14 protein-coding genes and 1 tRNA gene are annotated in these 12888 nt (G+C 65.3%); 9 read left to right on the top strand and 6 right to left on the bottom strand.

Annotated elements, in window-relative coordinates:
* The 9 genes from ACI2JH_RS12970 to ACI2JH_RS12930 all read left to right on the top strand — a co-directional run.
* A partial coding sequence (locus ACI2JH_RS12970; protein WP_404736396.1) for an SDR family oxidoreductase occupies positions 1–402 on the top strand: 402 nt, incomplete at its 5' end.
* 150 nt (positions 403–552) lie between these two features.
* Complete coding sequence (acpP, locus tag ACI2JH_RS12965; RefSeq protein WP_057506950.1) at positions 553–792, top strand: acyl carrier protein; 240 nt, start codon at positions 553–555, stop codon at positions 790–792.
* Positions 793–956: 164 nt separating this feature from the next.
* On the top strand, positions 957–2219 hold the full coding sequence (fabF, locus tag ACI2JH_RS12960) for a beta-ketoacyl-ACP synthase II (RefSeq protein WP_042613385.1): 1263 nt from the start codon (positions 957–959) through the stop codon (positions 2217–2219).
* A gap of 206 nt (positions 2220–2425) precedes the next feature.
* A complete protein-coding gene (locus tag ACI2JH_RS12955; RefSeq protein ID WP_404736395.1) occupies positions 2426–3790 on the top strand; it encodes an aminodeoxychorismate synthase component I in 1365 nt (454 codons plus the stop codon).
* Between the two features lie 210 nt (positions 3791–4000).
* Positions 4001–5062 carry an endolytic transglycosylase MltG gene (gene mltG / locus ACI2JH_RS12950; protein WP_319274526.1) on the top strand — a complete coding sequence of 354 codons (1062 nt, stop codon included), beginning with the start codon at positions 4001–4003 and terminating at the stop codon, positions 5060–5062.
* Complete coding sequence (gene tmk / locus ACI2JH_RS12945) at positions 5059–5724, top strand: dTMP kinase (RefSeq protein ID WP_182656924.1); 666 nt, start codon at positions 5059–5061, stop codon at positions 5722–5724. Before mltG ends, tmk begins: the two co-directional genes overlap by 4 nt.
* Positions 5721–6692: a DNA polymerase III subunit delta' gene (locus tag ACI2JH_RS12940; RefSeq protein WP_101098764.1), complete on the top strand. Its 972-nt coding sequence runs from the start codon at positions 5721–5723 to the stop codon at positions 6690–6692. The genes tmk and ACI2JH_RS12940 overlap by 4 nt, the downstream gene beginning before the upstream one ends.
* Positions 6689–7042: a PilZ domain-containing protein gene (locus ACI2JH_RS12935; RefSeq protein WP_042613390.1), complete on the top strand. Its 354-nt coding sequence runs from the start codon at positions 6689–6691 to the stop codon at positions 7040–7042. The genes ACI2JH_RS12940 and ACI2JH_RS12935 overlap by 4 nt, the downstream gene beginning before the upstream one ends.
* A 65-nt stretch (positions 7043–7107) precedes the next feature.
* Positions 7108–7182, top strand: a tRNA-Val gene (locus tag ACI2JH_RS12930).
* 73 nt (positions 7183–7255) lie between these two features.
* Here the strand turns inward: ACI2JH_RS12930 and ACI2JH_RS12925 are convergent.
* From ACI2JH_RS12925 to ACI2JH_RS12900, 6 genes are all read right to left on the bottom strand, one after another.
* The gene (locus ACI2JH_RS12925) at positions 7256–9883 is read right to left on the bottom strand and encodes a phage tail tape measure protein (protein ID WP_404736394.1); all 2628 of its coding nucleotides are present in this window, start codon (positions 9881–9883) and stop codon (positions 7256–7258) included.
* A gap of 12 nt (positions 9884–9895) precedes the next feature.
* Positions 9896–10183: a hypothetical protein gene (locus ACI2JH_RS12920; protein ID WP_404736393.1), complete on the bottom strand. Its 288-nt coding sequence runs from the start codon at positions 10181–10183 to the stop codon at positions 9896–9898.
* Positions 10180–10803, bottom strand: coding sequence for an HK97 family phage prohead protease (locus tag ACI2JH_RS12915; protein WP_404736392.1), 624 nt, complete (start codon positions 10801–10803; stop codon positions 10180–10182). Before ACI2JH_RS12915 ends, ACI2JH_RS12920 begins: the two co-directional genes overlap by 4 nt.
* 4 nt (positions 10804–10807) lie before the next feature.
* Positions 10808–11890: a phage major capsid protein gene (locus ACI2JH_RS12910; RefSeq protein WP_404736391.1), complete on the bottom strand. Its 1083-nt coding sequence runs from the start codon at positions 11888–11890 to the stop codon at positions 10808–10810.
* Between the two features lie 68 nt (positions 11891–11958).
* Positions 11959–12129, bottom strand: coding sequence for a helix-turn-helix domain-containing protein (locus ACI2JH_RS12905; protein WP_404736390.1), 171 nt, complete (start codon positions 12127–12129; stop codon positions 11959–11961).
* Between the two features lie 98 nt (positions 12130–12227).
* Positions 12228–12644, bottom strand: a complete 417-nt coding sequence (locus tag ACI2JH_RS12900) for a hypothetical protein (protein ID WP_404736389.1) — start codon at positions 12642–12644, stop codon at positions 12228–12230.
* Positions 12645–12888 lie beyond the last annotated feature (244 nt).

The raw sequence follows: 12888 nt of genomic DNA, 5'->3' as shown, positions 1-12888 counted from the left end.
ACCAGCGTGTTCCGCACCAGCAAGGCGGTCATGCGCGGCATGATGAAGGCGCGCAAGGGTCGCATCATCAACATCGCCTCGGTGGTGGGCGTGACCGGCAACGCCGGCCAGGCCAACTACGCCGCCGCCAAGGCCGGCATCATCGGTTTTTCCAAGTCGCTGGCCAAGGAAATCGGCTCGCGCGGGGTCACCGTGAACGTGGTGGCCCCCGGCTTCATCGACACCGACATGACCAAGGCGTTGCCCGACGAAGCGCGCGCGGCGCTGGTCAACAACATCGCCCTGGAACGCCTGGGTTCGCCGGAGGACATCGCCCATGCGGTGGCCTTCCTGGCCAGCCCGGCAGCCAACTACATCACCGGAGAGACACTCCATGTGAACGGCGGGATGTACATGCCGTAAGCACGGGGCGCACGGAGCGCGCCGCAAGTGGTTGATCTGGATGGCGTTTTACTTGCATGCAAGGCGCCGCCGGTTTCCACTACACTATCCCACGGCCATCGTCTGCGATGGCGTCTTTTTGAACCACTACTCCATCTGGAGCAATACCCCATGAGCACCATCGAAGAACGCGTCAAGAAAATCGTCGTCGAACAGCTTGGCGTCAAGGAAGAAGAAGTCACCACCAGCGCATCGTTCGTCGATGACCTGGGCGCAGACTCGCTGGACACCGTCGAGCTGGTGATGGCGCTGGAAGAAGAGTTCGAGTGCGAAATCCCGGACGAAGAAGCCGAGAAGATCACCACCGTCCAGGCGGCGATCGACTACATCAAGTCGCACACCAAGGCCTGATGCAAGGCGGCTGGTGCGCGGCGGCGGCTCGGCCGTAACCGCGCACGGCATCCCATGGGGCCGCGAATGCGGCCCTGTGTATTTGCGCTGCTGCATACGGGCGCGGATCCAATTACGTTCCACCCCGTGTCATACCCGCACTACTTTCGGGTCAGGAGAAAGCAATGAAGCGTCGAGTCGTCGTTACCGGCATGGGCATGGTTTCGCCTCTGGGCAATGACCTGGCCAGCAGTTGGCAGGGCATCACCGAAGGCCGTTCGGGCATCGGTCCGCTGACCCACGTTGCCGACGCCTACCTGGACCGTTTCACCACCAAGATTGCAGGTGAGGTCAAGGATTTCGACATCACCGCCGATAACGAACAGTTCGGCAAGTACCGCGTGTCCGGCAAGGACGCCAAGAAGATGGACCCCTTCATCCACTACGGCCTGGGCGCGTCCTTCATGGCGCTGGCCGATTCGGGTCTTGAGATCAACGAAGGCAATGCCGAGCGCATTGGCGCCATCGTCGGCGCCGGCATCGGTGGCCTGCTGGGCATCGAAGAACAGACCATCGACTTCCACGAAGGGAAGAAGATCTCGCCGTTCTACGTGCCCAAGACCATCATCAACATGCTGCCGGGCCAGTTGAGCATCATCGCCGGGCTGAAGGGGCCGTCGTTCTCGGCGGTGTCCGCGTGCGCCACGTCCAACCATTCCATCGGTACGGCGATGCGCATGATCCAGTACGGCGATGCCGACGTGATGGTCGCCGGTGGCGCCGAACGCGGCTCCTCGCCGACCGCGCTGGGCGGCTTCTGTGCCATGAAGGCGATGTCCACCCGCAACGATGACCCGACCGCGGCCTCGCGCCCGTGGGACAAGGACCGCGACGGCTTCGTGCTGGGCGACGGTGCCGGCATCCTGATCCTGGAAGAGTACGAGCACGCCAAGGCGCGCGGCGCGAAGATCTACTGCGAGCTGGCCGGCTTCGGCGCCAGTTCCGATGCGTACCACATGACCGCACCGGCAGAGAGCGGCGAAGGTGCTGCGCGCTGCATGGCCGCGGCGATGAAGGACGCCGGGGTCAACCCGGACCAGATCGGCTACCTCAACGCGCATGGCACGTCCACGCCGCTGGGCGACCTGGGCGAGACCATGGCGATGAAGACCGCCTTCGGCGACCACGCCTACAAGATGCTGGTCAGCTCCACCAAGTCGATGACCGGCCACCTGCTGGGTGCGGCGGGCGGCGTGGAAGCGATCTTCTCCGTACTGGCGCTGCAGGACGGCGTGATTCCGCCGACCATCAACCTGCACCAGCCGGGCGAAGGTTGCGACCTGGACTACGTGCCCAACGAAGCACGCCAGGCCAAGGTGGACGTAGTGATGTCCAACGGCTTCGGCTTCGGCGGCACCAACGGCACGCTGGTGTTCAAGCGCGTCTGAGGCCGTTCCCGGCCGCTACCGCGTAGTGTCGAGCTTGCTCGACACTACGGGCCGGCCCCCTTTGCATGGTCCTGGTAGCGCTGAAGGCGGCGGCAGGAGCCGCTGCTGTTGCGGTCGCGTTTGCCGCTGCGCTCGCCGAGCAGGGCTCGGCGCTACCGTCCCGGCGTTCGCCACCCTACATCCCCTCTTCCAGGCGCTGCGCCGACATGCCCGATCCGATCCTGATCCAGCCCCTGGACACCCCGGCCGACCTGCTGGCCCTGCAGCAGGCCGACCCGGCGCGCTTCCCGCTGCTCATGGAATCGACTGCTTCCGGCACCGCACAGGGCCGCTGGGACCTGCTGCTGGTAGCAGGCGAGGCGTTCCTGCGGCTGGATGCCGATGGCATCGTCCGCGACCATACCGGCCAAGCCCACGCAGGCGCCTTCCTGGACCTGCTGGACAGCGCCTGGCAGGCCGAGCGCCTGCCACCCGCGCGCGCCCCCGCACTGCCCTTCCGGGGCGGCTGGGCGCTGCTGCTGGACTACGAAGTAGCCAGCCAGATCGAGACCGTGCTGCCGCCGATGGCGCGCGCCGATGGCCAGCCCACCGCGCTGGCGTTGCGCTGCCCCGCCGCCGTGCTGCATGACCACCTGGAGCAGCGCAGCTACCTGGTGGCCGAAGCCGGCCAGCAGGCGCTGCTGAGCACCCTGCAGGCGCAGCTGGCCGCCGGCTTACCGCCTGCAGGGCAAGGATGGCAGCCACCGATCCGCATGGAAGAAGACGCACCCGCACGCTTCACCGACGGCGTGCGGCGGGTGATCGACTACCTGCTGGCCGGCGATGTGTTCCAGGTGAACCTGTCGCGCCGCTGGTGCGCCCACTTTGCCGATGCGGTGAGCCCGCAGGCCCTGTATGCCCAGCTGCGTCGCGCCAACCCGGCACCGTTCGCCGGCCTGTTCACCGGCCACGGCCGCCACGTGGTGAGCTCATCACCGGAACGGCTGGTGTCGGTGCATGGCGGCCACGCGCAGACCCGTCCGATTGCCGGCACCCGGCCGCGCTTCGATGGTGACGACGATGCGGCGCGCATCCAGGAGCTGGTCGGCCACCCGAAGGAACGCGCCGAACACGTGATGCTGATCGACCTGGAGCGCAACGACCTGGGCCGCATCTGCACGCCCGGCAGCGTGGTGGTGGACGAACTGATGACCGTGGAAAGCTATGCCCACGTGCACCACATCGTGAGCAATGTCAGCGGCACCCTGCGCGATGACGTCACCCCGGGGCAGGTGATCGCCGCGACGTTCCCCGGCGGCACCATCACCGGCTGCCCGAAGGTGCGCTGCATGCAGATCATCAGCGAACTGGAGCAGGTTCCGCGCGGCGCCTACACCGGCGCCTTCGGCTGGCTGAACCGCGACGGCGACCTGGACCTGAACATCCTGATCCGCACCGCCGAAGTAGCGGGCAACGAAGTCAGTTTCCGCACCGGCGCCGGCATCGTGGTCGATTCGGACCCGGACAAGGAACTGGACGAAACCCGCGCCAAAGCCCGCGGCCTGATGCGCGCCCTCGGCCAGCAAGGCTGACCCCGCGCCACGGTAGTGACGGCCGCTGGCCGTCAGCCTTTGCCCGGTCCTGGTGGGTGACGACCGTTGGTCGTCTGCTCCTGCTGTTGCCCCGGTGGGTGACGACCGTTGGTCGTCACGCTGTTGCCGTCGCCCCACCCCCGCCGAGCACGGCTCGGCGCTACACGTTCGCGGTATCCTGCACACCTGAATAATTCTTCGAGGTAATCCATGGCGGCAGCCAAGCGCGGATGTCTGATGGTGGTGACCATCCTGGTGCTGCTCGGTGCAATCGCCGTAGGCGCCGGCGCATGGTTCTTCTACCAACAGGGCCAGTTCGCCGACCGCCCGCTGAGTCCCGACCAGGAGAGCATCGTCATCGCCAGCGGTGATGGCTTCAACACCGTGCTCGGCAAGCTGCGCGAAGCCGGCGTGGACGAAGGCCAGGACGCGCAATGGCAGCTGCTCGCCCGCCAGATGGATGCCGCCGGCAAGCTGAAAGTCGGCGAGTACGCGCTGGATGCCACGCTGACCCCGCGCGAGCTGTTGACGCGCATGCGCCAGGGCCGCGTGCTGCAGCACCGTGTCACCTTCATCGAAGGCTGGAACATCCGCCAGGTGCGCGCCGCACTCAAGCGGGCCGAGCCGCTGGTACACACCACCGACGAACTGGATGACGCCGCGCTGATGCAGCGCCTCGGCTTCGGCGGCCAGCATCCTGAAGGCCGCTTCCTGCCGGAAACCTACGTTTACCAGCGGGGCGACACCGACGTGGACGTGCTCAAGCGCGCCCATGAGGCGATGGAAAAGGCCCTCGCCGAAGCCTGGGATTCGCGCGCCGACGGCCTGCCGATCAACTCGCCGTACGAGCTGCTGACGCTCGCTTCCATCATCGAAAAAGAGACCGCGCTGGCCAGCGAGCGCCCGCAGATTGCCGGCGTGTTCGTGCGCCGCCTGAAGATGGGCATGCGCCTGCAGACCGATCCGACCGTGATCTATGGCATCGGCCCGGCCTACGACGGCAACATCCGCCGGGTGCACCTGACCACCGATACGCCGTACAACACCTACACCCGCGCCGGGCTCACCCCCACGCCCATCGCCATGCCCAGCCGCGATGCGTTGAACGCCGCCGCGCAGCCCGCACCCGGCGATGCGCTGTACTTCGTCGCCGTCGGCGATGGCAGTGGCGCACACGTTTTTTCGGCCAGCTATGCAGAGCACAACGTCGCCGTGGCGCGTTACCTGCAGCAGCTGCGCCAGAACCGCATCAAGGAGAACCAAGCGCAATGAGTGCCGCGCTGCTGCGCCACCCGCGCCTGATCAGCCTGGAAGGCGGCGAAGGCGCGGGCAAGACCACCGCCATCAATGCCATCCATGCCTGCCTGCGCGCGCATGGCCACGAGGTCGTGCTGACCCGCGAGCCGGGGGGCACGCCGCTGGCCGAACGCATCCGCGCGCTGGTGCTGAAGCCTGATGAAGCGATCGCCGCCGAACCGCTGAGTGCCGAGGCCGAACTGCTGCTGGTGTTCGCCGCACGCGCCCAACACGTGCGCCAGGTGGTCCAGCCGGCACTGCGCCGTGGCGCCTTCGTGTTGACCGATCGCTTCACCGATTCCAGTTACGCCTACCAGGGCGGTGGGCGCGGGCTGGACGCCGCGTGGATTGCCGATCTGGAGCGCCGCGTGGTTGGCCTGCTGCCGGGCCTGACCCTGCTGCTGGACGTGGACGTGGAAACCGGCCGCGCGCGCGCCAACGGCCGCGACCTGTGGCCAGACCGCATCGAGAGCGAACAGGATGATTTTTTCCAGCGCGTGCGCGCAGTATTCCGCGAACGTGCGCAGCAGGATCCGCAGCGCTTCGCACTGGTCGATGCCAGCCAGGTGCAACAGCGCGTAGCGGCTGATGTAGTGGCCCGCGTGGAGCAGTTCCTGCAGAACGGGGAGGGCGCATGAGCGCGACCGGAAAGGCAGCATTTTCACCGTGGCAGCAGCGCGCCTATGACCAGATGATTGCCGCGCTGGATGCGGGCCGGCTGGGCCATGGCCTGCTGATCTGCGGACCGGCCGGGCTGGGCCAGCGTGCCGTGGCCGATGCACTGGCCGAACACGTGCTCACCCAGGGCGGTGGCCCGCAGGCCGACCGCGCGCGCCAGCTGATAGCGGCCGGCACGCATCCGGACCTGCAGATCATCAGCTTCATCCCGAACAAGAGCGGCGACAAGCTGCGCACGGAGATCGTCATCGAGCAGGTGCGCGAGATCGGCCAGAAGCTCTCGCTGACTCCGCAGTACGGCATCGCCCAGGTGGTGATCGTGGACCCGGCCGATGCGATCAACCGCGCGGCCTGCAATGCGCTGCTGAAGACGCTGGAAGAACCGCAGCCCGGCCGCTACCTGTGGCTGGTGAGCAGCGACCCGGCGCGCTTGCCGCAGACCGTGCGCAGCCGCTGCCAGCGGCTGGAATTCAGGCTGCCGCCACGCGAAGAAGCACTGGCGTGGCTGCAGCAGCAGGGCCACCGTGAGGACGATGCAATCGAGGCGCTGGACGCCGCGCGCGGCCATCCCGGACTAGCCGATTCCTGGCTGCGCGAAGAAGGCCTGGAGCTGCGCCGCGAGGTCACCAAGGACCTGGAATCGCTGGCTGCCGGACGCACTGGCGCCGTGGCGCTGGCACAGAAATGGACCGGCGACGAAGACGCCGCGCTGCGGCTGCGCTTTGCCGCCGACTTGGCGCTGGCGATGGCCAGCAGCGATGGCTTGACCGCGCCGGAACGTTTGAACAAGCTGGCAGCCTGGTTCGACGCTGCCAACCGGACCCGCGACCTGCTGCGCACCACCGTGCGCGCGGACCTGGCCGTGGTAGAACTGTTGCTGGCCTGGAACAAGGTCAACGAACGGCAGCACCCAAGGGGTAATCGATGAGCGCCACCAACGCCCGACAGGGCATCCTGTCCCTTGCCGTAAAGGACAAGGCCGCGCTTTACGGCGCCTACATGCCGTTCGTGAAGAATGGCGGGGTGTTCGTGCCCACGCCGAAGCGCTATTTCCTCGGCGACGAGGTGTTCCTGCTGCTGACCCTGCCCGATTCCAGCGAGCGCCTGCCGGTTGCCGGCAAGGTGATCTGGGTGACCCCGGCCGGCGCGCAGGGCAACCGGCCTTCGGGCATCGGCGTGCAGCTGGCGGATGGGCAGGAAGGCGAGGCGGTACGGCACAAGATCGAGACGCTGCTGGCCGGCCTGACCACGTCGGAAAAGCCGACCCAGACGATGTGAAGAAGTGATCTGAAAAGTATTGACGCTCTCGGGAAAGCCCCTATAATGAGCGGCTCAGCAGCATCGGGCGGTTAGCTCAGCGGTAGAGCATTGCCTTCACACGGCAAGGGTCACAAGTTCGAACCTTGTACCGCCCACCATATAAATCAGTGCGTTACACGAAAACCGGCGAGAGCCGGTTTTTTGTTGTCCTGCAACGCTCCTGCAAGGCGTTCAACGGACCCTGATGCCGACGTTGTGCGTCGTCCGCATGGTCTTGGATATTCCTGTTCCGCGAGCCATGTCGCTTTTGACCCTGTCGTAGCCCATCTGGGCACCATCGAGAGCGGCTTTCCTGACGAGCTCAAGGGTGCGGTTGTCAGGGTTGCCGTTGATCTGAATCTCTTGGGTGATTGGTGGCCCCGAGAATCCGCCGTTGGAATCGCGGTTTACCCGCTCCAAGGTGGCGTCCAGCTTCGCGCTGGTGGCCGCCGTGGTCACGCGCTCGCCCTTCTGCAGGAACCAGGTGCCGTCCTGTGGCACCGAGTCGATACCGTCGTGCGCCATGCCCGACAACCCGGACGATGCCGCGACGGCGGCGACATAGGGCGCGGTGGCCGCGAGGGCCGCGGCGGCCGCTGCCGGCGCCGCGATGGGGCCGGTGATCGGGATCGCCGCGGTTGAAGCGTAGGCGGCGATAGCGGCCTGGGCCGACATTGCTACGGCGTTCCCGGTCAAAGCCGCGGTTGACGACTGACTCGTTGCCTCCCCGACCAGCTTTTGGGTGGCCTGGTACACCAGCCACTGCGCGGCCATGCGGGAGAGGGTGTCGATCACCGTCTCGCCCATGGACACCACAAGGTTCTTCACCGAGTCGGTCAGCGACTCGTTCCCCTTCACCAAATCGGCGATGCTCTCGGCCACGTCACCGGTGGTGGTGTCGAGGAAGCCCGTCACGGCGTCGTAGGCGTGCTGGTTGGCGTCTACGGCCTTGGTGGCATAGTCCGCCCAGGCATCGGCCATGCCGACCTGCCAATCGCCCCTGAGCTCGTCCAGCTTGCGGTAGTGATCCTGCTGCATCCGCAGACGCTCATCGAGCGCCGACTGCAGCACATCGGTTTCGGCCTTGTAGATGGCTTCGGTGAGGTCGCCGGCCTGGTACTGCTCAAACAGCGCCGCGCGTTGCTTCTGGTAGTCGGCTTCGATCTGCAGCAGCGCGCGCGCGCGGCTCCGTGCCTGTTCCCCATCCCCAGCCCCGACCAGGTCGACGGCCAGTGATGCCCGGGCGTTGCTGAGCGCGGCCTGGGCATTGCGGGCGAACTCTGCCGACTTTGCCGCCTGCTCGTTGGAGGTTTTCAGCGCGGCCAGGCCGTCGAGAGTCTTGGCCAGCGTCCGCAGCCGCTCCTGATCCGCCGCGTTCAGTCCTTTGAGGGAGCCGTGTGCCAGGTCGAAGTTGAGCTGCTGCAGCTCCGTCGCCTTGGCCGACTTGTCCGCGCTGCTGTCGAACAGCTCGATCTGCCGCTTGTACTGCAGGGTTGTCGATTCAAGCGCCTGCTTCAGCTGCTGCTGGCCGGCAAGCCGCTTCTTGGCGGCCTCGGCATCGGTGGTCGCCGACCGGGCGGCGGCCTCCGCAGCTGCGCGCGCAGCAGGATCCCCGGTCACGCCGCGATCGGTCATGTCCGGCTCAACCAGGATGACCCGGGGCGGGATGGCCTTGCCCTGCATCGCCTTCCAGCCCTTGTCGGCGAAGTCGGTCCCGGCCTGGTAGTCCTGGGTGAACTGATCCCATCCCCCGCCTTGCGATCCGAACAGGCCGCTGTACTGGCCGGTTGCCAGTTTCATCACCGCGTTGCCCTGTTTCTCGATGGCGACCAGGCCGCCCCGAACGCGATCCAGACCGTCGATGGCGCCGCTGAAGATGCCGCCAAGGTCGCTGATCTGCCGGAAGCTGTCGGCAATCGATTCGGTGAGGCTGCGGACCTCCGCGCCGTCCTTCAGATAGACGGAGAAATCGGAGAGGATCGCGCCGAGCCCGACGATCATGGCGTCGAACCCCGCTTTCACCTGAGGGTCGTTGAGGGTGTCGATGAACGAATTGACGGCCGCAGTGGCGCCGACCAGGCTGCCATCCTTGCCGGTGGTCACGTCGTCGAGTGTGTTGCGCAGTGCTTTCAGTGCGCCGCTGAAGGTGTCGCGGGCCGCCTGTGCGGCCCCGCCGTAGGACTCTTCAAGGATCTCCAGGATCATCACCTGGGCCTCGCCTTCCTTGCCGGCCTTCACAAGCTGGTCAATCGTGCCCCGTACCTCCTTGGTGAAGGCGGCGCCGAAGCCCTGCTGCGCCAGAGCGGCAGCGGCCTTGCCGGGGGACTCCAGCGCGCGGCCGATGGTCTCCGCCGACTGGCTGACGCTGATGCCCAGGCGCGCCGACTGATCGATAACGGACTGCATGGCGCGGGGGATATTCGTTCCCAGGATGCCCGAGTACGACAGCAGACGGGTTTGAGCTTCCACGATCTCGCCGCCGCTGAACGTGGACTTCGACGACAGGGTATCGGCCATGTCGAGCAGCTGCTGCCGGGTGTACCCCGCAGCGCCACCGGTGGAACGAATGATGGCGTCGAGCTGGGCCACCTCTCTTTCGGCAGCCATGCTGTTGCGCGCGATCAGCAGGCCTACAGCGGAAAGCCCGGCCAGACCGACAGCCAGTCCGGCCGCCAGCGAGGCGCCGGCTAGTTTGGCCTCAGCCTCGACCTTCTTGCGCCATTTCTCTGTCTGGCGCTCGGACTTGCTCAGGCCGGCGGCGAAGCCGCCAATCTCCGCCACGACGTCTATCGAAAGGGTGCCGAGGGATCGACGGGACATAGGGACTTCCTTTTAGCTGAGAGCGTCTCGTTCGGTCTGGCTTCCCAGCTCCGACTCGATTGCAGATTTGATGAGGCCGGCAGTCAGGACCGGGTAGTCGTTCGACACCTGGCCGACGCGAATGGCGCCCCTGAACAGCGTCCCAAAGTCGGCATCACGCACCTGCACCTCGGTGCTGCCAGGTACGACCCAGACAAGAATGTCGAGATGCTCCGCTCCAATGCCGAGACCATGGCAGTACGCAACAACCTCTCTCGCCGCGTGCAGCCGGAACGCATCCATGCTGTTTTCGGACGTCATCGCTGCGGCTCCAGGAGCTTTATGGCGCCGCCCAATTGAAGCAGCTTGATCCCGTTGCCCCGGTAGTCCTTGACGGCTGCCGTGCTGGTGATCTTCCCATCAGAGTTCGCGGGAATCGTCACCACCGACAGTTCCAGAAGCTCCCACTTCGTGAACCGGTATCCGGTCGCTGTGGCTTCCCTTTCTTTGAAACGAAAGCCGATGCTGAGGCCTGTGACCAGTCCAGCGCTGATTGCAGCCCAGGCATCATCCGATTTCCCAATCCCCTCGGCCACTGAAGCCAACACCGTGATGTCCTTGCTGGTCGCTTCGATGTGGGTGACCCAGCCGATGGGGTTACTGTGATCGTGCTGCCATAGAAGCGGCACAGGGAGCTTCCAGCTGCCCCCCTTGGGCACGACGACATCGCCCATGCGGTCTACCGATGATGTGGAGGCGACACCCCCAAAGGTGCGCTTTGCGGCGCCCCCTATCGTTTTTGTCTTGATCACACCGAGAGTCATCTGCTTCGCCCTCGGCGCTGCTTCAAGCGCATCCAGCCGACGTTTCAAGTCGGCGAGATCTCGGCCCATCGCTCTGGACATCAAGCTCAGAGCGTCGTGGCGATTACTGGTGGCCATAGGCTCAACCGCCAGCGGGATAGTTTGCGTTGATCAGCACCCCGACGCTGCCAGGGCGCTCCACACGCCAGTTGGAGAAGATTGAGGACTTCAGCGCCGTCAAATTGTTCTGGAAGAGCGACACCATCTCTGGCGCATCACCCTCCGGGTCATCGGACATGAGCAGGGAGGCCTGGTTTGAGCGTTCCACGTCCAGACCTTCGTCGGCCGCTGCAATCCCGGTGGGGTCGATCAACGCAACTTGACCACCACTGGCATCGCGGGGCGAACTACTGCTGGTAAGCACAGGAATTCCACTGATCGTTCCGCCACGCGGGCCCACATCGGGAAAGACCAGGTTACCTCCGCTCCGGTGCAGGCCCAGCTGTGCAGCCGTCTTCGGATCCGTGATGAAGTACGCAGCCCCGAGATCACCAGCAAAGCCTGCGATGAGGCTCCCAATGTCCGCAACGGGGTCGCTAGTCGCTTCCACCTGCGGAGCGCCATACGTTACCGACGCAGGACGGACCACCTGTTGCCCGTCCACTTCGCCGCCGTTGTCGCGGGCGATGAAAGCTTGATCCCAAGAAGCCGTTACGGCGCGGCGCAGGTCAGCCTCAAAGGTCTGTTCCGCAACACCGCCAAATTTCACTGCCTCATCGGTGACGACGACCATTGCAGCCACTTTCGCCGACGGGAGGCCGCTGCCGTCAGCGAATGCTGGCTTGCTTAGCGGCGTCGGCTTGGCTTGGCCAATCCAGTAGCCATTTGCCCCGCCGGACATGCGGAGCATGCGGGCATAGAACGGTACTTTGCGCAAGCCCGTCAGCCGCCCGTAGATCGACTGTCCGCGAACAAGGTCAAAGAACTCGACTGCGGCGGAGGTTTGGTTCCCCATCTCACCGGTGTGGACAGCAGGCACAGCTGCCTTGGCGATATCCTCTGCACCGGCCGCTCCCCAGCGCGTGAGTGCTGCAGTGCGGGTTTCTTCCAGGCTGTAGCCGCCACCCGTTGCTCGGAGAATGACGCTGCGAGTGAAGTTTCGGCCCTTGGGGATTAACGAAATTCCGCCGTTCATGTGCACATATCCGTAGTGGTTGCGATACATGCAGTCTTGCGTAGGTGATGCTCCGCCGCCACGTGGATTCACGTGGATTCACGGGGTTTTACGGGGTTTCATCCTTCTTGAAGTAGGGCTGCAATATCAGCCAACCGGTAGGTGCGCCTTCGATTGACCCGCACCGTGGGTATCTTCTCGTCGCGCGCCCAGTCTTCCAGCGTACGGGGCGAACGACCCAGCAATTCTGCTGCCACGCTCTCGTGCACCCGGAGGTCTGCAGTCACCATGTGGCCCCTATCACGGCAGGCCGTTTCAAGCTGATCGAGCAGTGCAGGTGACGTCGTCGCGGGCGATATCACCTGCCCGCAGCATGGGCAGCGGGCACTCATTTCTTTGCCAAGCCTGCTGGCTTGCCAAGCGCGGTGAACGCGTTGTTCGGGTTTCGCATGCCGGTGCCCTTGACCTTGCTGCGCGATGCCGGGGTCAGGCCGAGTTGCCCCAGCATTGATTCCAGGCGGCGCAGTTTTTGATCCGGCATCGCTGGGCCGAGCTCTCGAAAGCTGGCGAGCAGCACGCTGGTCATTTCGACGGCGATGCGGTCTCCGAACCGGAGCACTCCAGGTGCCGAGATACGTTCGATTTCACCCCAACACACGCGGTGTTTGGCCTCCAAATGCATTGGAGCATCACCCAGCGGACGATCATCTTCGGGTTCTTGAAGCCTGTCGGTGAAGCGGCCGGGGTCGTGCTCGATTGCGCCGGTCAGGCGGTGGGTCGCTAGGGGTTTTCGGGGGCGTGCCATCGGGGTGGCTCCTAGTTCATATTTTGCGGATGGAGAAAAACGGCTCGGAGGACGGTGTCCGCCGGGAAGGGTTCTAGTTATTTCGACCTCCCCCCCGGGGGGTTGCATACGGTCCCGGCGACCTGCAGTACGGATCGTCGCCACCGGCCAGGTCAAAGGGTGCAATCTGCGACATGTTCGAAGGGTGCAATCTGTGCAGTGCGCGGCGGGCCGTAGAACGCAGCAACAGCGGCCCAAGAGCAGC

It is taken from the genome of Stenotrophomonas sp. NPDC078853 (assembly GCF_044901215.1).
GTDB classification, from domain to species: domain Bacteria; phylum Pseudomonadota; class Gammaproteobacteria; order Xanthomonadales; family Xanthomonadaceae; genus Stenotrophomonas; species Stenotrophomonas lacuserhaii.
Note: the sequence above shows the minus strand (reverse complement) of the source record. Positions and strands in the feature narration are given on the sequence as shown.

Bases quoted from the DNA above. Each gene is read 5' to 3' on its own strand.
- tmk (WP_182656924.1), top strand. From the start codon at position 5,059: ATGAGTGCCGCGCTGCTGCGCCACCCGCGCCTGATCAGCCTGGAAGGC.
- mltG (WP_319274526.1), top strand. From the start codon at position 4,001: ATGGCGGCAGCCAAGCGCGGATGTCTGATGGTGGTGACCATCCTGGTG.
- ACI2JH_RS12900 (WP_404736389.1), bottom strand. From the start codon at position 12,644: ATGGCACGCCCCCGAAAACCCCTAGCGACCCACCGCCTGACCGGCGCA.
- ACI2JH_RS12905 (WP_404736390.1), bottom strand. From the start codon at position 12,129: ATGGTGACTGCAGACCTCCGGGTGCACGAGAGCGTGGCAGCAGAATTG.
- acpP (WP_057506950.1), top strand. From the start codon at position 553: ATGAGCACCATCGAAGAACGCGTCAAGAAAATCGTCGTCGAACAGCTT.
- ACI2JH_RS12935 (WP_042613390.1), top strand. From the start codon at position 6,689: ATGAGCGCCACCAACGCCCGACAGGGCATCCTGTCCCTTGCCGTAAAG.
- ACI2JH_RS12955 (WP_404736395.1), top strand. From the start codon at position 2,426: ATGCCCGATCCGATCCTGATCCAGCCCCTGGACACCCCGGCCGACCTG.
- fabF (WP_042613385.1), top strand. From the start codon at position 957: ATGAAGCGTCGAGTCGTCGTTACCGGCATGGGCATGGTTTCGCCTCTG.
- ACI2JH_RS12920 (WP_404736393.1), bottom strand. From the start codon at position 10,183: ATGACGTCCGAAAACAGCATGGATGCGTTCCGGCTGCACGCGGCGAGA.
- ACI2JH_RS12915 (WP_404736392.1), bottom strand. From the start codon at position 10,803: ATGGCCACCAGTAATCGCCACGACGCTCTGAGCTTGATGTCCAGAGCG.
- ACI2JH_RS12925 (WP_404736394.1), bottom strand. From the start codon at position 9,883: ATGTCCCGTCGATCCCTCGGCACCCTTTCGATAGACGTCGTGGCGGAG.
- ACI2JH_RS12910 (WP_404736391.1), bottom strand. From the start codon at position 11,890: ATGTATCGCAACCACTACGGATATGTGCACATGAACGGCGGAATTTCG.
- ACI2JH_RS12940 (WP_101098764.1), top strand. From the start codon at position 5,721: ATGAGCGCGACCGGAAAGGCAGCATTTTCACCGTGGCAGCAGCGCGCC.